This is a genomic window from Pseudoalteromonas spongiae UST010723-006 (genome assembly GCF_000238255.3).
Lineage (GTDB): Bacteria > Pseudomonadota > Gammaproteobacteria > Enterobacterales > Alteromonadaceae > Pseudoalteromonas > Pseudoalteromonas spongiae.
Map to the genome: position 1 here is coordinate 2,044,987 of NZ_CP011039.1, position 17,383 is coordinate 2,062,369.

The following is a 17,383-nucleotide window of genomic DNA, read 5'->3' on the forward strand; positions in this document are numbered from 1 at the left end:
AGCTACCTCTTAATATTCTTCCCGACCTTTTTATTTTACCTAAATAAAAGGCGTTTGTTTACAACGAGCTTCTTTACCATTATGGCAAAGGTTTATTAGCAACGCTAAATTAATCTCGCTGTGAAAGTATGCCGTCAACTAAACCGTAGTCAACTGCTTGCTGAGCACTCATAAAGTTGTCACGATCTGTATCGTTCGATACAACTTCTAACGGCTGTCCAGTGTGCTCGGCCATTAATCTATTTAGTTTATCTTTGATTGATAAAATTTCTTTAGCATGAATTTCAAAATCAGATGCCTGACCTTGGAAGCCACCCAGTGGTTGGTGAATCATCACACGAGAATTTGGTAAACAGAAACGTTTGCCTTTAGTACCACCAGATAACAAAAATGCGCCCATGCTTGCCGCTTGACCAATACATACCGTACTGATATTTGGCTTGATAAACTTCATGGTGTCGTAAATTGCCATACCCGCGGTAACCGAGCCACCTGGCGAGTTAATATAAATAAAAATGTCTTTTTCAGGGTTTTCTGATTCTAAAAACAATAATTGAGCCACAATTAAGTTAGCCATATTGTCTTCAACTTGACCTGTTAGAAAGATAACACGTTCTTTTAATAATCGCGAATAGATGTCGTATGAGCGCTCACCTTTAGCAGTTTGCTCAACTACCATAGGCACTAATGCATTTAAAGGATCGACTGGGTTATTTAACATTATTAATACTTTCCTTTTGTGCTAACAAAGTCCAAACGTAATTTTGTTAACATATGACGCTGAAACTATGCGGAATTAACATTCCAACTGATTATCAGATTACCGGCAATAAAAATGGCCCGGTACGAACTGCAAATTTTGCAGAGATACACGAGCCATTTAATCGTTAGCTAACGTTTAAGTCAATGACTTATTGCGCAGCTTGTGGATTCATGATGTCGTCAAAGCCTTTTGCTACTTCTGAAACAGTTGCTTTTGCAAGTACTGAATCAATTGCAGCTTCTTCAAGCGCTACATTACGCATCTGTTGCATAAGTTGCTCGTTTGACTTGTAGTACTCAACAACTTCAGTCGGATCTTCGTATGCTGAAGCCATAGTAGCGATAAGCTCTTCAACTTTAGCGTCGTCTGCTTTGATCTCGTTTGACTTGATTACTTCACCTAAAAGTAGGCCAGTCTTTACGCGAGTCGCTGCTTGCTCTTGGAATAGCTCAGCTGGAAGCTCAGGCATGTTTTTAGCGTCGCCGCCAAAACGTTGTGCAGCTTGCTGACGAAGTACGTCGATTTCTTGACCGATAAGTGCTTTAGGCGCTTCGATTTCGTTAGTTTCAAGAAGACCTTTAATTACCTGATCTTTAACCTGTGCTTTAACAGCTTGGTCAAGTTCACGGCTCATGTTTTTCTTCACTTCTTCTTTAAGTGCGTCTAAACCGCCTTCTGCAACACCGAATGTTACTGCGAATTCATCTGTAAGTTCAGGAAGTTCTTGAACTTCAACTTTGTTTACAGTGATAGTGAACTGAGCAGGCTTACCTTTAAGGTTTTCTGCGTGGTATTCTTCAGGGAAAGTTACGTCAACAACAACTTCTTCGCCCGCTTTCTTACCAACGATGCCGTCTTCGAAACCTGGGATCATACGACCTTGGCCAAGTTCTAGTGGGAAGTTTTCAGCTTTACCGCCTTCAAACTCTTCACCGTCGATAGTACCTACGAAATCGATTGTTACACGGCTTTCTGCTGCAGCTGCTTCTTCAGTTTCAACCCAAGTAGCGTGTTGCTTACGAAGTGTTACAAGCATGTTTTCAAGATCTGCGTCAGTTACTTCTGCAACTGGCTTCTCTACTGAGATTTTTTCTAAATCTTTGATTTCAACTTCTGGGTAAACTTCAAAAGTTGCAGAGAATTCTAGGTCTTTACCAGCTTCAAGCGTTTTTGGCTCGAATGAAGGCGCGCCAGCTGGGTTCAGTTTCTCAGCGATTACCGCATCAATGTACTGACGTTGCATAAGGTCACCAGCAACTTCTTGACGTACTGCTGCACCGTAACGCTTATTGATGATAGACACAGGAACCTTGCCTGGACGGAAACCATCGATACGCTGTGTTTTTGAAAGTTGTTGTAAGCGTTTTTTAACTTCTGTATCAATGTTCTCAGCTGGAACAGTGATTGTAATGCGGCGCTCTAGGCCTTGAGTAGTCTCAACAGAAACTTGCATGTTTTACCTCAATCTTTTAAATATGGCGTTTTTTACGCCTTCCTTTACCCAGTGACATGTGCAAAAAAGAGTGTGTATCGCTTTATTGCTCACTGTGGAATAACCCTAATACCAATCTGATAATCAAACCGTCAAATTTGCTTATCAGATTGGTATGAAGCGTTTCAAGTTAAACTTTAGACGCGGCATTATAACGCAATAATTGAGATAGTCGAGCATCCTAGTGAAATTAATGAAAATGGATAAAAACACGGATAATTTCGATGAATTTTGAAGCAGAATGAAAGATTTTTGAGGGAGATAAAGTGGTCGGCGTTGCAGGATTTGAACCTGCGACCCCTTGGACCCAAACCAAGTGCGCTACCAAGCTGCGCTAAACGCCGACTATAAGATGTGTGTACTGTAAAAATGGTCGGCGTTGCAGGATTTGAACCTGCGACCCCTTGGACCCAAACCAAGTGCGCTACCAAGCTGCGCTAAACGCCGAAACAGTACTAAAGTAAGATGGGGCGACTGACGAGACTTGAACTCGCGACAACCGGAATCACAATCCAGGGCTCTACCAACTGAGCTACAGCCGCCACTACTTTATGCAGTGTGTTGTTTACTTTTATAAAATGGCGCACCCGGAAGGATTCGAACCTTCGACCGACGGCTTAGAAGGCCGTTGCTCTATCCGGCTGAGCTACGGGCGCATTTCGAACCACACCTTACGTGCAGAAACCCTTTATAAAAAAGTGGTCGGCGTTGCAGGATTTGAACCTGCGACCCCTTGGACCCAAACCAAGTGCGCTACCAAGCTGCGCTAAACGCCGACTGTTTTGAACATTCATGTGAGTGCTCGTAAACAACGGGGTGCATAATAGTGATTTGACCTTGCCCCGTCAAACCTTTTTTTTGAAAAAACTGTTCAACTGGTTAAATTTAACCCTAAGTGTTCACATTTTGTTAAAAGCATGACTTTAACGCATAAAAGATAATCAAACATATCGGACATTTGTCCGCTAACACCTGTTGGCTATTGTTTAAATTCATGAGAAAATGCGCCCCACTCCACACTTTAGTATCTTATATGTAGGTTTTTTAATGTCAGCAAACATCATTGACGGCAAAGCAATTGCAAAACAAGTTAGAACATCTGTTGCAGAACGTGTAGCAGAACGTAAAGCACAAGGACTACGCGCCCCCGGCCTAGCGGTTGTGTTAGTAGGTCAAGATCCTGCTAGTCAAGTTTATGTTGGCTCAAAACGTAAAGCATGTGAAGAAGTGGGTTTTGTGTCTAAGTCGTTCGATTTACCTGGTGATGCAACACAACAGCAACTACTCGATTTAGTAGAACAGCTAAACAATGACTCAGAAGTTGACGGTATCTTAGTACAGCTACCGTTACCTGAAGGTTTAGATGCAGAGCAAATCTTAGAAAGAATTACACCACATAAAGATGTTGATGGCTTCCACCCTTATAACGTAGGTCGACTAGCACAACGTATGCCTGCGCTTCGTCCATGTACGCCTAAAGGTATTATCACATTGCTTGATTCAACTGGCGTTAAATACAAAGGTATGGACGCAGTGGTTGTTGGTGCATCTAATATTGTAGGTCGCCCAATGGCGTTAGAACTGTTACTTGCTGGTTGTACAACAACCGTTTGTCATAAATTTACTAAAAACCTTGAAGAGCACGTTCGCCGTGCTGACTTAGTCGTTGTGGCTGTAGGTAAAGCTGAATTTATTCCTGGTGAGTGGATTAAAAAAGGCGCAATTGTTATTGATGTAGGTATTAACCGTTTAGAGTCAGGTCAACTAGTGGGTGATGTGGCATATGATGTTGCAGCTGAAAACGCAAGCTTTATTACCCCTGTACCAGGTGGTGTTGGCCCAATGACAGTGGCGAGCTTAATTGCTAACACGCTTGAAGCATGTGAGACATATCACAGCTAGAGTTTAGAGTTCAAATCCCAATAAAAAAGGTTGCCGCGGCAACCTTTTTTATTGTTCAAACTTAAAAATTTAAGCTTTACGCCACGTTGTTTTGCCTGCGCTATCCTCTAGCACAACCCCCAAAGCGGTTAGCTTATCACGCGCTTCATCTGCTAGTGCCCAGTTTTTGTCAGCACGTGCTTGATTACGCTGTAAAATCAGCGCTTCAATTTCTGCTACTTCATCATCGGCTTGTTCACCTTGCAAAAAGCTTTCAGGATCTTGCTGTGCGATGCCTAGAATTTCACCTAGTGTTTTAAGAATAAATGCAAGTTGACCAGCTTGGTTCGCATCTTCATCTTTTAAACGGTTAATTTCTTTTGCCAGTTCAAAAATAACAGGCAATGCTTCAGGCGTATTGAAATCATCATTCATCGCAGTGTTGAAGCGTGCTACATAGTCATTTTCAAGTGATGTTTCGACCACCTCAACACCACGAAGTGCGGTATAGATACGCTCCATTGCTGCACGCGCTTGTTCTAAATTCTCGGTTGAGTAATTTAGCTGGCTACGATAATGACCGTTAATTAAGAAAAAGCGTACCGATTCACGATCATACTCTTTCAATACATCACGCAAAGTAAAGAAGTTGCCTAACGACTTAGACATTTTTTCTTTATTTACTTGTACCATGCCAGTGTGGATCCACGTATTCACATACTTTTCACCGGTAGCGCAGCATGACTGGGCAATTTCATTCTCATGGTGAGGGAATTGTAAATCTGACCCACCACCGTGAATATCAAAATGCGCGCCTAAATGCTTGTTGCTCATTGCTGAACACTCAATATGCCAACCTGGGCGGCCTTCACCCCACGGGCTTGACCATGATGGTTCGTCTACTTTGGCTTTTTTCCAAAGAACAAAATCAAGTGGATCGTCTTTGCCTTCAGCAACGTCTACGCGCGCGCCTGCTTGCAACATATCTAAATCTTGTTGCGACAGTGAACCGTACTGCTCAAAGGTTGATACATCGAAAAGCACATCACCGTTGCTTGCTACATAGGCATGCTTTTTATCAATCAAGCGTTCAATCATCTCAATGATTTCATCCATATGACCGGTTACTGTTGGCTCGATATCAGCTGGCAACATATTCAGCGCATCAAAATCTTCGTGCATCGCTTTGGTCATACGTACGGTTAGCGCATCAATTGCTTCGCCATTTTCGTTTGCACGTTTAATAATTTTATCATCAACGTCTGTGATATTACGTACATAAGTAACATCAAAGCCACTGTGGCGAAGAAAACGATTCATCACATCAAACGACACATACGTGCGTGCATGACCAACGTGACAGTAATCATAAATGGTGATACCACACACATACATGCCTACTTTGCCAGCTACAAGTGGTTTAAAGGCTTCTTTTTGTCGTGTAAGTGTGTTGTAAATCTGCAACATTTATAATTTCCTCTATGTTTGCGCATACTAAAGCGGCATTTTAACATGGTTGTGGTTAACGGATAAATCTTTCTTTGTTCTATTACCAGATATTTTATAAAATAGCCTGACACTTATTAAAAACTAACAGTTGGAATAAACATGGTTACTATTAAAACCAATTTTGGCGACATCAAAATCGCTTTAAATGCAGAAAAAGCACCGAAAACAGTAGAAAACTTTATTAACTATGTAAAATCGGGTTTTTACGACGGTACTATCTTCCACCGTGTTATTGACGGCTTTATGGTTCAAGGTGGTGGTTTCACTGCTGACATGGAACAAAAAGACGTACAAGCACCAATTGAAAACGAAGCAAATAACGGCCTAGAAAATAAAGTAGGCACGATTGCAATGGCACGTACGCCAGATCCACACTCAGCAACAGCACAGTTTTTCATTAATGTGAACAACAATGACTTCTTAAACTTCACTAGCGAAACATCGCAAGGTTGGGGTTACTGTGTATTTGGCGAGATTGTTGAAGGCATGGACATCGTAGAGAAAATCAAAGCAGTACCAACAGGTAGTTATGGTTTCCACCAAGACGTTCCACTTGATTCAGTTGTGATTGAAAGCGCAACTATCGACGCTTAATAAGCATATTTGCCTCGGGTAACTGGGGCAAATTCTTATCTATTATGAATAAAACCTACTTTATTGCAGATCTGCACTTAAGCGACGACACCTCCTTGATCAATCAAGGCTTTTTTAACTTTATAGATAACTTAAAGCAGAACGCAAAATCAGTAGATGCCCTGTATATTTTGGGTGACTTTTTTGAAGCCTGGATTGGCGATGACAATCATACAGCACTCAATCAAAAAGTTGCCAATGAATTAAACGAATTGAGTCAGGCAGGGGTAAAACTCTATTTTACCCATGGTAATCGCGACTTTTTAATTAAAAAGCGCTACGCCAAAGCCTGCAATATGACGCTCCTGCCAGAGCAAACAATCATTAATTTATACGGCACGCCAACGCTAGTTTGTCATGGCGATGAGCTCTGCACCGACGATATCGAATACCAAAAATTCCGTAAAAAGAGTCGCTCTTGGTGGTGGCAAACATTAATGCTTAACTTACCGCTCAGTTTTCGCCAAAAAAAAGCGGCTAAGATTCGTGCTCACAGCAAACAATCAAAAAAAATGAAGTCGCAGGCCATTATGGATGTTAACGAGCAAGCTGTAAGTGACACCTTTACTAAATTTAACGTCAGCCAGATGATCCACGGCCACACTCACCGCCCTAATGTGCATAAGTATGATAATAAAACGCGCTATGTACTTGGCGATTGGTATACTGATTTATGGTATATCGAGGCATCACAACAAGGCATTAAACTAATTAGTGAGCCTATATAAAATGTAACACAATCAAAAAGAGCGCTAACTGCGCTCTTTTGGTTTTCCACTGTGAAATTTAAAATCATCATCCGGTGATGAAATAAGCTCGGCTTCTATTTCACCGAAGAACTTTACGCGATCGGAAATATCTTCTCCGGCAACTTGCTCTGCAAGGGCCAGATAATCTTCATAATGACGCGCTTCTGAGCGAAGCAATGAAATATAGAACTTACACAATTCATCATCTAAGTGTGGTGCGAGCTTGGCAAAACGCTCACAAGAACGTGCTTCAATGTAAGCGCCACAAATCAGTTTATCTACCAAAATTGCAGGCTCGTGAGTACGTACATGGGTCATCATGCCTTTAGCGTAACGGCTTGCCGTAATATTTTCATAATCAATACCACGAGCAACCATGATCTCTAATACTTGGTAAAAATGATGAAGCTCTTCTTTAATTAGCAATACCATTTTATCAATTAAGTCTTGGCCAAAATTAGAGTCACTCTTTGGCACAATTTCTTTACTTAATTTGTAATGTTCAGCCAAGGATTCAAGCGAACCTTCTTTTTTATAGACAAACTTCTCATAAGGCTGAAACCATTCAAGTAAGGCTTCGCCACTTTTTTTGTCTGCGGCATATTTACGAATTAACCACATAGCCGTTTGCCCAGCTTTTAATTCACAAATTAAATGATCGAGTAATAAAACAGGTAAGTTTTCTGCTTTTTTGGCTTCAGTGATCCATTCATCGGGAGTTTCACACTGTAAAAACTGATAAATGGGCGCTAATAGTTCCTGATATTTCGCTAGACTCATATCTATGTTAGACAAAAATGAATAATAATTAATTTTATCATAACAACTTAAACTAAGTCTTGATTCTTCTTGCACCGCCTTTGCTTAGATTGATCTTTATCAGATTTCAAAAGCAACCCTAAATTATATTTCTTGACATTTTATTAACAATAACCAATAAGTAGTAGTGAGCTTGTTTAAAAAAACAACAAACGCTAAGTGATGAATTTGAAGTCAAAAACCACATTAGCCAATCCGTTTAGGGTAATACAAGGAACACAATATGATATTAAATCATCTTTGGGGCTTATATGCTCACCCAAAAGAAGAATGGCAAACAATTGATGCTCGCCACGAAAGCTTTGGGTACAGCATGTCACACATTTTACTGATTGCTTTAGTACCAAGCATTATGGGGTATTTTTCATCGGTTTACTTAGGCTGGAGTGTTGGCGTAGGCGACCGGATTTTCTTAACTGAATCAAGTGCAATGCTACTTGCGATATCAATGTACTTCGCCCTTATTGCCGGCGTATTTACACTTGCCTACCTAGCGCATTGGATGGCCATCACGTTCGGTGCAGAGCCAAGTTATACGCAAACACTTGAGCTTGCAGCTTACACTTCAACACCTATTTTCATGTCGGCGCTTGCTGCGGTATATCCAGAGCTTTGGTTTATCGTGATTGTGGGTTGTGGCGCGGTCGCTTACTCAGTGTACTTACTGTATACCGGCGTGCCTATTTTAATGCACATTCCTGAAGAGCGAGGTTTTATTTACGCAAGTTCAGTAGTGACCTGCGGTTTAGTGTTACTGGTGATAATTCTTGCGGCAACCGCAATTATGTGGACATCGGGTTTTGGACCTATGTTTACATCAGGCTAAAATCAATTAATTCCTATTTCCAGCAAACTATATAGTTAATAAAAACAAAAAGGAGCTTTAAGCTCCTTTTTTATCGATTAACTTCTTAGAAATTATTCACTCGCATCTTGGTTATGAAGCTCTAAACCCGATGACATCGCTGATTCGCGACCAGATTTAGCCGCATCATTACGCAGTGCATCGATACGATTTAAGTAAGCTTGATCAATATCACCAGTTACATAGTTACCATCGAAAACAGATGTTTCGAAGTTGCTGATTTCAGGGTTTTCTTTACTTACAGCACTAATAAGATCAGGCAATGATTGATAAATTAGGCCATCTGCACCAATGCTTGCATTGATATCTTCAACTTCGCGGCCATGTGCAATTAGCTCTTGCGCTGATGGCATATCAACACCATATACGTTCGGGAAACGAATTTCCGGTGCTGCTGATGCAAAATAAACATTCTTAGCACCTGCTTCGCGCGCCATTTCAACAATCTGTGCCGATGTTGTACCACGTACAATTGAGTCATCTACAAGTAATACGTTTTTGCCTTTAAACTCTTGTGCGATGGCATTTAGCTTACGGCGAACCGATTTTTTACGTAGTTCTTGACCAGGCATAATGAAAGTACGGCCAATGTAACGGTTTTTAACGAAGCCCTGACGATACGGAAGGTCAAGTACGTTTGCCATTTCTAACGCGATATCACACGAAGTTTCAGGAATTGGAATAACAACATCAATTTCTTTGTCAGCCCATTCGCGTTTTACTTTTTCACCTAGTTTAGTACCCATGTTTACACGTGCAGCGTAAACCGAGATTTTATCGATTGTCGAATCTGGACGTGCGAAGTATACAAATTCAAAAATACATGGGCTGTATGCAGCATTTTGTGCACAGTGTTGCGAATGTAGCTGGCCGTCTTTTGATACAAAAATGGCTTCGCCTGGCGCAACATCACGAATAAATTCAAAACCACACGCATCAAGTGCAACACTTTCTGATGCAAACATGTACTCAACACCTTGCTCAGTTTCGCGTTTACCAAATACCAGTGGGCGAATACCGTTAGCATCACGAAATGCAATCATGCCGTGGCCGATAATCATCGCAATTGACGCGTAACCACCAACAACTTTGCTATTTACCGTTGTTACCGCAGTGAATACGTCTTCAGGCGATAGCTCAAGTTTATTCGGTTTGGCAAGTTCATGGGCTAAGATATTCAGTAATACTTCTGAATCTGATGTGGTGTTAACGTGGCGCTTTGCTGTTTTAAATAAATCTTCTTTCAACGCTTCTGCATTGGTTAAGTTGCCATTGTGCGCAAGCGCAATACCAAATGGCGAGTTTACATAAAACGGTTGTGCTTCAGCTGAGCTTGAAGAACCAGCCGTTGGGTAACGAACATGACCAATACCCATATCGCCTTGTAAACGCTTCATATGGCGTGTGTGAAATACATCTTTCACTAGGCCATTGTCTTTACGTAAGCTAAAGGTGTTATTGTCAATGGTAATAATACCCGCCGCATCCTGACCACGGTGCTGTAAAACGGTTAAACCGTCATAAAGAGTTTGATTTACCGGGGTAGTTCCGACGATACCAACGATACCACACATGAGAAAAATCCTCGCCTGATAAGGGGTTATTGAGTTAAGAAGCTTGAATTATCTTCGAGGTATTCAAAAAACCATTCGATAATAAAGCTAAACTCTGGAATTAAACTTGAACTACTCCACCAGTCTTTACTTGGGGCACTGGTGAAAGCATCGAGAAAAAATAATAGTGCACTAATTATGAGCACGCCACGCAATGCGCCAAACACTAAACCAATAATTCGGTCTGTACCTGATAAACCTGTGCGCTGAACGAGTTCTCCAAGTACATAATTCACTAAACTGCCAACAATCAAGGTAGAGAAAAACAAGATTGCGATTGCAGCGCCATTACGTACTAGGGGTTCGGAGATAGTGTCAGCAAGGAAGACGGCGAGATGTTCATAAAACATGCTTGAGATAAAAAAGGCAGCGATCCAAACAGCAAGCGACATTGCTTCTTTAACAAAGCCGCGCATCAAACTTACTAAGGATGAAAGTCCGATGATACCCAAAATGGTGTAATCTACCCAGATCATATTAACCTGCCCTTTTATGTTTCGCGCGCATTTTATATAAGCTTACGCCTAATTGCCAGCTCAATTTGTGATTTCAAATTGTGTCACTCGGCCATTCAGCTTGGTTAATTTTTTCAATTGGGGTAATTGTGATTCTAATTTTTGCTTATCTAACTCAGGCCCTACAAACACTTTTGTTAGTGTGCCTGATGGGGTTTTAATCGGTTTTGTAAACGCGGTAAAGCCCGCACCTTTAAGCTTCGCAAGTAACGATTCAACGTTCGCTTTATGAGAAAAACTACCTAATTGAATCACCCAAGCGAAATCCTCAAGATTGCTTTTTTCAGGTCGTTTAACCGCAACTTTCGGTTCAACTTTAGTATCGTTCACCGTTGGTGTTTCACCTAAATCAACCGTTGCGACTTTCTTTTCTTCCGTAAACTCGGCTTCATTTTGCGCTTTTTCAACTAAATCACTATTGAATGGCGAATTTTCGCCTTCATCGATTGCGGCTTCTTCAATCACGGGCGTACTTGGCAATGACTCACGTGCAAGCACTTGATCGGGTTCTGGATCTAAATCGATAGCTCTAAACTCTGGGCGTTCAGGTATATCTTTAAACGTTTCGCGTTTTTGTACTTTTTCGCCATCTAATATATTAGGAATAAATACAATCGCCGCTGTTACAACAATAACCGTACCCACTAAGCGATTGATAAATTGACTATTCACCTTTACTCCTTATTTTGCCAAAACGCGATTGCATCAGCCACAGTGTAGAATGAGCCAAATACAATTAGCAACTGATCTTCAGTCATATTTGCTAAAACCGTTTGCAAGCCGCTTGCGACACTGTCATGAATTGTTGCGTTTGGCGTGTCCACTTCACTGTGTAATTGCAGTAATAAATTATCGGCTTTATCGCCTCTAAAGCACGTTAGATTGGCTAAATGCCATTGATCAATATTTGACTTAACCGCATTAAACACCGCTTTTTGGTCTTTGTCTTGCAGCATTCCGGTAAGTGCAATAATCGTTTTGCCTTGTGCTTGAAATGTCGCCAATTTCGATGCTAAGTATCGTGCCGATTCAGGATTGTGTGCAACATCCGCATACACCAGCGGCTGTTCGCTCAAGCATTGAAAACGTCCTTCAACCGTAAGGTTAGCCAATACATCACAAATGGTGTCTTCATTTGGCAGCAAACCTAGTGTGTAAAGCGTTGTAATCGCCGTTGCCACATTTTGCGCTGGAATATTCGGTACCGGTAAAGACAAGGTTAAATCGCCATTTTGGTACGTTAGCAAATCAGTTGTCAGTGCAAACGAATAGTTTTGCTGTGCCGCAGTTACCTCTGTGCCCAGCTCTTCTGCATATTGCCAAATAGAGCTTGGGATAGCCAAATCACCAACAATCGCAGGGGCATTAGCTCTGAAAATACCTGCTTTTTCGCGACCAACCAACTCTCGAGTATCACCTAAGTATTCTTTGTGGTCTAAATCGATAGTTGTAATAACAGAAGCGATGGGCTCAACAATGTTAGTGGCATCCAATCGACCACCTAAACCTACCTCTAATAAGATGTAGTCAGGCTTTTTCTGTTTAAATACTTCAAGTGCCGCCAGTGTGCCAAATTCAAAATAAGTCAGACTAATTTCACCACGCCCCTGCTCTAGCGCATGAAACGCTGCAACATGATCTTGGTCTGGTAATTCCGACCCATTAATACGTACACGTTCGTTATAACGAATTAAATGGGGTGACGCATAAGTGCCAACTGAATAACCTTGAGATAGTAATAAGGCTTCTAAACAACGTGCGGTTGTGCCTTTACCATTGGTACCTGCGATTAAAATAACATTAGGAAGTGCGGTATAACCGAGCTTTTCACCGACCTGGCGAACGCGCGTTAAACCCATATCAATGTTTGAAGGATGAATACTTTCTAAATAACAAAGCCAATCATCTAGACTCGATGATTGGCTTGGTACAACATGTATCATAGTGCAATAAGTTGCTAAATCAGTTTAGATTATGCAATTCTATGCTCTTGTTCAGTTGACGGCAAGTGCATATATTTCGCAACTAGGCGTGCAATGGTGTCACGCATTTCACGACGGTCAACAATCATATCAATTGCGCCGTGCTCTAAAAGGAATTCAGAGCGCTGAAAACCTTCTGGTAACGTTTCACGTACTGTTTGCTCAATTACACGCGGACCAGCAAAACCAATTAGCGCTTTCGGCTCAGCAATATTAATATCACCTAGCATTGCTAATGACGCAGAAACACCACCCATAGTTGGGTCAGTAAGTACTGAAATAAACGGCAAGCCTTGCTCGCTCATTTTATCCAGTGCAGCACTGGTTTTTGCCATTTGCATTAGTGACATAAGTGCTTCTTGCATACGTGCACCACCTGATGCAGAGAAACAAATTAGAGGCATTTTATGCTCTAAGCATTTGTTAACTGCTTCAACAAAGCGCGCACCAACAACCGATGCCATTGAACCACCCATAAATGAGAATTCAAATGCCACAGCTGCAACAGGTACACCTTTTAAGCGGCCAGTCATCGCAACAAGTGCGTCTTTTTCGCCACTTACTTTTTGTGCGCTTGAAATACGGTCTGAGTATTTCTTTGAGTCTTTAAATTTTAAAACATCTTTTGGCTCAAACTCTTGGCCAAGCTCTAGACGCTCACCATCATCTAAAAACTGCTCAAGACGTTTACGTGCGCCAATACGCATATGATGATCACATTTAGGGCAAACATGTTGTTGTTTTTCTAGTTCTGCCTTGTAAACGATCGTGTCACAATCACCACATTTAGCCCAAACACCTTCAGGAATTTCTTTACGACCCGTAGACTTGGTTGTTTTTGGTAAGATTTTTTCTAACCAGCTCATTTAAATCTCTCTCACTGCTATATCTGCTTTGAACTACACAGAAAATTTTTGCAATTAAAACACTAATCGTGCGACTAAGGTATAAAAAACTGGTCTAATATGTCGCTAAATTGTGTTAATTAATCGGTTTTTTATAAGCTATTTGGTAAAAATAGCGGCCCTGGATCCGATTTAGGTATTTCAAAATGTTCAGGATAATCCACTTCCACTAAATATAACCCACCAGGCTTTGCCGTTGCAGATGCCTGGGTGCGATCTTTAAGCGCTAATACTTGTTGCATCCACTCTGGTGGGTACTTGCCTTGGCCAATATCAATTAAACATCCGGCAATATTTCGTACCATGTGGTGAACAAACGCGTTGGCTTTAATATCAATCACAATAAAGTCGTTATAACGTTCAACATTTAGATGCATAATGTTTCGAAATGGCGTTTTTGATTGACAATGCACAGCGCGCACCGATGTAAAGTCTTGCTCGCCCAACAAATAAGGCGCAGCTAACTGCATTTGTTTTACATCAAGTGGGTGGTGATAATGACTAAGACCCGAACGTAAAATGCCTGGTCGATAAGTACTGTTATATATAATGTAGCGATAGCGTCTTGCTGTTGCGCTATAACGCGCATGAAAGTCTTCACTTACTTGTTTTGCCCAGCGAATTGCAATGGCATCCGGTAAGTTGGCATTCACACCGAGCGTAAACGCCACCATGGCTCTATCAGCGGTGGTGTCAAAATGCACTACCTGCCCTGTTCCATGTACACCAGCATCGGTTCTACCCGCACAAGTCACTTCTATTTTTTCGTTACAGATCTTTGAAAGCGCGTTTTCGAGCTCTTCTTGTACACTGTTTACGTGTTGTTGGCGCTGCCAACCACTGTACTGAGAACCATCATATTCTACGCCTAGAGCGACTCGCATGAACACTATTCCATGAATTTGAAAAACCCTAATTATACCGAGAGCTTGTCTTGATACCAAGTATAAAAAAGCCCGCTATGCGGGCTTTTTCAAATTAAACTTAAGACAGTTGCTGTTTTAATGCAAGTGCTTCGTCTTGTACTTCAGGCGGGCCGTCTTTGATCACTTCGTCAATAACTTTCAGCGCACTTTCTGAATCGTTAATTTCAAGGTATGCGCGGGCAAGGTCTAGTTTTGCAGAAAAACCTTGGTTCTCGGTATCTACATCTAGTGAGTCTTCCCCTGCCAGTAAATCCTCAAAATCACCTAAACCAACGTCCATATCTACATTTTGATAAGGCTCATTATCGGCGTCTAAATCATCACTTTCGTCAAGCAGATCATCAATATCTAAATAATCTGATTCGGCAGTATCAATCTCTTCTACTTCAAACGGTTCCGCTTCTGACTTTTCATCAAGTAAAGAATCAAAATCTAATTCAAAATCTTTCTGAGATTCACTAGAAATAGGCTCAGGCTCTGCTAATTCATTCAACAAGCTGTCAAAGTCAGTACTCTCTAGCTCATCGATTAGCATATCATTGCTATTGTCTAAGTCACTACCTAACAAATCATCATCAAGTAAGTCGTCATTTTCTGATTCTGTCGCTGATAGATCTTCTGTTGTAATAACTTCATCATTGATTGCTTGCGCTTGTTCTATTTCTGGTAACGGTTGCTCGTTATCAAACACTGGCGCATCCAGCTCTTCAAGCGCTTCATCCAGTTCAAGTTCTGGGTATTCATCAAGTGTTTGACTTGGTGTATCGGCGCGTAATTGCTCGTCACTCTCAAATTGCTCAGACAGACGCTCATCTTCAGCGCCAAGATCGACATCAATTGCTAATGGATCATCACCAAAATCAACATTTTCTTCAGATAAAATGCTGTCGTCGATGCCAATATCAAGCGTGTCATTAAGATCGTTCTCTAATTCATCGTCATTTAACGATTCACCATCAGGAAAAGCCATATCTTCAAGCAATTGCTCTGGCTCAAGCGTATCCGTTGCCTCATCACTTTCTACTGATTCATTCTGCTCAGCTATTTCAAGTGGCTCATCAAGCGCATCTAATAATGCATCGTCACCATCAAGTGCATCGAGTAACGCTTCATCTGCTGTTTGCACGTCAGATGCAGATTCATCAAGCATCGATAAATCATGCTCGACCGTTTGCTCAGTTAAATTATCGAAGTTGTTAGCATCAATATCCGTTAAATCAGACTCAAATGCGTCAATATCTTCTGAAGCTGTTATTTGTGGCTCAATTGCGTCAAGTTCATCGAACTCGTCTAGCGCCTCTTCATTAGATACAGGTAAATCATCTAACGACTCTTCTACTGGCTCGTCTAATTCTTCAGAGATGATTTCGTCTTCAAGGGCGGCTGCTTCACCGTTTACATCATCAACATCAATTTCAGCGATATCTGCATCATTAGACGCTTCATCAGATTCAAGCGCTTCTGGCTCAATCACATCAAGTTCATCTAATTCATCTAGCGCACCTTCACTTGATGCAAGTGTGTCATCCAACGAGTCTTCGAGGGAGTTATCTAACGACTCTTCGAGTGAATCATATAGTGATTCTTCTAGTGACTCGTCTAACTCTTCAGAGATTATTTCGTCTTCAAGAGCAACTGCTTCATCGTTGACTTCATCAACATCAATTTCAGCGATATCAGCTTCACTAGACGCTTCATCAGATTCAAGCGCTTCTGGCTCAATCGCATCAAGTTCATCTAATTGCTCTAGCGTCTCTTCATTTGATGCAAATGAATCATCTAGTGACTCTTCGACTGACTCATCTAATTCTTCAGAGATTATTTCGTCTTCAAGGGCGACAGCTTCATCGTTTACATCATCAACATCAATTTCAGCGATATCAGCTTCACTAGACGCTTCATCAGATTCAAGCGCTTCTGGCGCAATTGCATCAAGCTCATCTAGCGCCTCTTCATTAGATACAGGTGAATCATCTAACGACTCTTCTACTGACTCATCTAATTCTTCAGAGGTTATTTCGTCTTCAAGGGCAGCTTCAACATTAATGTCGTCAACATCAATTTCATCGATATCGGCATTACTAGACGCTTCATCAAGTTCAAACGCTTCTAATTCTTCCGCTTCTGACGCAATCGTATCAAGTTCATCTAATTCATCTAGCGCATCTTCACTTGATGCAAGTGTGTCATCCAACGAGTCTTCGAGTGAATCATCTAGTGATTCTTCTACTGGCTCGTCTAACGCTTCAGAGCTGATTTCATCTTCAAGGGAAGCTGCTTCAACGTTTACATCATCAACATCAATTTCAGTATCATTTGACTCTGTCGCATCTAATTCAGACTCTGATTCTACACTTTGTTCAATTAGCTCATCGATGTCATCAAGTGCCGATCCGTTATCACTTTCAGCTGTCTGCTCTAATAAGGCATCAATATCATCATCTGACTCAGTAGCTTCTGTCGACTGCGCAGCTTCATCTAACAATGCGTCAATATCATCAACATCGCTTGTCTCAACTTCCGCTGCTTGTTCCTCTAATGTGTCAACAGAAATATCATCTGAATCGAGCGAATCTTCAAGTTCATTTTCTGATGTGTCTGTATTTGCAATAGCTTCTGCAGCGGCTTGTTGCGCAGCTAGACGTTCTGCGTCTGAGTTAGCCTCTTCGATTAATGCATCAAGATTGGTTAGGTCAGTATCATCAGCCTCAACCTCATTGATCATCGCATC

The 17,383-nt window shown here is 41.4% G+C and carries 15 protein-coding genes and 5 tRNA genes; 4 read left to right on the forward strand and 16 right to left on the reverse strand.

The genetic code is table 11. The features are described from left to right. Positions 1–109: 109 nt before the first annotated feature. The 7 genes from clpP to PSPO_RS09565 form a co-directional block, all read right to left on the reverse strand. Positions 110–721, reverse strand: a complete 612-nt coding sequence (clpP, locus tag PSPO_RS09535; protein WP_010559670.1) for an ATP-dependent Clp endopeptidase proteolytic subunit ClpP — start codon at positions 719–721, stop codon at positions 110–112. A gap of 190 nt (positions 722–911) precedes the next feature. Then, on the reverse strand, positions 912–2,216 hold the full coding sequence (tig, locus tag PSPO_RS09540) for a trigger factor (RefSeq protein WP_010559669.1): 1,305 nt from the start codon (positions 2,214–2,216) through the stop codon (positions 912–914). 306 nt (positions 2,217–2,522) lie between these two features. After that, positions 2,523–2,599: transfer RNA gene (locus tag PSPO_RS09545), tRNA-Pro, on the reverse strand. A 26-nt stretch (positions 2,600–2,625) separates the two neighbouring features. Next, positions 2,626–2,702, reverse strand: a tRNA-Pro gene (locus PSPO_RS09550). Positions 2,703–2,721: 19 nt separating this feature from the next. Next, positions 2,722–2,797 (reverse strand) — tRNA-His (locus PSPO_RS09555). Positions 2,798–2,834: 37 nt separating this feature from the next. Further along, positions 2,835–2,911 (reverse strand) — tRNA-Arg (locus PSPO_RS09560). Positions 2,912–2,954: 43 nt separating this feature from the next. Then, positions 2,955–3,031: transfer RNA gene (locus tag PSPO_RS09565), tRNA-Pro, on the reverse strand. 271 nt (positions 3,032–3,302) lie between these two features. Between PSPO_RS09565 and folD the strand changes: the two genes are divergently transcribed. Then, positions 3,303–4,157, forward strand: coding sequence for a bifunctional methylenetetrahydrofolate dehydrogenase/methenyltetrahydrofolate cyclohydrolase FolD (folD, locus tag PSPO_RS09570; RefSeq protein ID WP_010559668.1), 855 nt, complete (start codon positions 3,303–3,305; stop codon positions 4,155–4,157). A 69-nt stretch (positions 4,158–4,226) separates the two neighbouring features. Here the strand turns inward: folD and cysS are convergent, their stop codons facing one another. Beyond that, on the reverse strand, positions 4,227–5,603 hold the full coding sequence (gene cysS, locus PSPO_RS09575; RefSeq protein WP_010559667.1) for a cysteine--tRNA ligase: 1,377 nt from the start codon (positions 5,601–5,603) through the stop codon (positions 4,227–4,229). Positions 5,604–5,744: 141 nt separating this feature from the next. On the opposite strand from cysS, the gene PSPO_RS09580 reads away from it, so the two are divergent. After that, positions 5,745–6,239: a peptidylprolyl isomerase gene (locus PSPO_RS09580; protein WP_010559666.1), complete on the forward strand. Its 495-nt coding sequence runs from the start codon at positions 5,745–5,747 to the stop codon at positions 6,237–6,239. A 44-nt stretch (positions 6,240–6,283) separates the two neighbouring features. Then, positions 6,284–7,006, forward strand: a complete 723-nt coding sequence (locus PSPO_RS09585; RefSeq protein ID WP_010559665.1) for a UDP-2,3-diacylglucosamine diphosphatase — start codon at positions 6,284–6,286, stop codon at positions 7,004–7,006. Between the two features lie 24 nt (positions 7,007–7,030). Here the strand turns inward: PSPO_RS09585 and miaE are convergent, their stop codons facing one another. Continuing rightward, the gene (gene miaE / locus PSPO_RS09590; RefSeq protein WP_040641962.1) at positions 7,031–7,807 is read right to left on the reverse strand and encodes a tRNA isopentenyl-2-thiomethyl-A-37 hydroxylase MiaE; all 777 of its coding nucleotides are present in this window, start codon (positions 7,805–7,807) and stop codon (positions 7,031–7,033) included. A gap of 262 nt (positions 7,808–8,069) precedes the next feature. Here miaE and PSPO_RS09595 point away from each other — a divergent pair, with 262 nt between their 5' ends. Next, positions 8,070–8,672, forward strand: a complete 603-nt coding sequence (locus PSPO_RS09595) for a Yip1 family protein (protein ID WP_010559663.1) — start codon at positions 8,070–8,072, stop codon at positions 8,670–8,672. A 92-nt stretch (positions 8,673–8,764) separates the two neighbouring features. On the opposite strand, the gene purF is transcribed toward PSPO_RS09595, so the two are convergent. The 7 genes from purF to PSPO_RS22025 form a co-directional block, all read right to left on the reverse strand. Further along, on the reverse strand, positions 8,765–10,285 hold the full coding sequence (gene purF / locus PSPO_RS09600; protein WP_010559662.1) for an amidophosphoribosyltransferase: 1,521 nt from the start codon (positions 10,283–10,285) through the stop codon (positions 8,765–8,767). A 26-nt stretch (positions 10,286–10,311) separates the two neighbouring features. Beyond that, positions 10,312–10,800, reverse strand: a complete 489-nt coding sequence (locus tag PSPO_RS09605) for a CvpA family protein (protein WP_010559661.1) — start codon at positions 10,798–10,800, stop codon at positions 10,312–10,314. A 60-nt stretch (positions 10,801–10,860) separates the two neighbouring features. Further along, entirely contained in the window at positions 10,861–11,511 is a 651-nt protein-coding gene (locus PSPO_RS09610) for an SPOR domain-containing protein (protein ID WP_010559660.1), read from the reverse strand. A gap of 2 nt (positions 11,512–11,513) precedes the next feature. Next, positions 11,514–12,782 carry a bifunctional tetrahydrofolate synthase/dihydrofolate synthase gene (gene folC / locus PSPO_RS09615; protein ID WP_010559659.1) on the reverse strand — a complete coding sequence of 423 codons (1,269 nt, stop codon included), beginning with the start codon at positions 12,780–12,782 and terminating at the stop codon, positions 11,514–11,516. Positions 12,783–12,811: 29 nt separating this feature from the next. Beyond that, entirely contained in the window at positions 12,812–13,687 is an 876-nt protein-coding gene (gene accD / locus PSPO_RS09620; RefSeq protein ID WP_010559658.1) for an acetyl-CoA carboxylase, carboxyltransferase subunit beta, read from the reverse strand. 131 nt (positions 13,688–13,818) lie between these two features. After that, positions 13,819–14,610, reverse strand: coding sequence for a tRNA pseudouridine(38-40) synthase TruA (gene truA, locus PSPO_RS09625; protein WP_010559657.1), 792 nt, complete (start codon positions 14,608–14,610; stop codon positions 13,819–13,821). 100 nt (positions 14,611–14,710) lie between these two features. After that, entirely contained in the window at positions 14,711–15,187 is a 477-nt protein-coding gene (locus PSPO_RS22025) for a FimV/HubP family polar landmark protein (RefSeq protein WP_416143373.1), read from the reverse strand. Positions 15,188–17,383 lie beyond the last annotated feature (2,196 nt).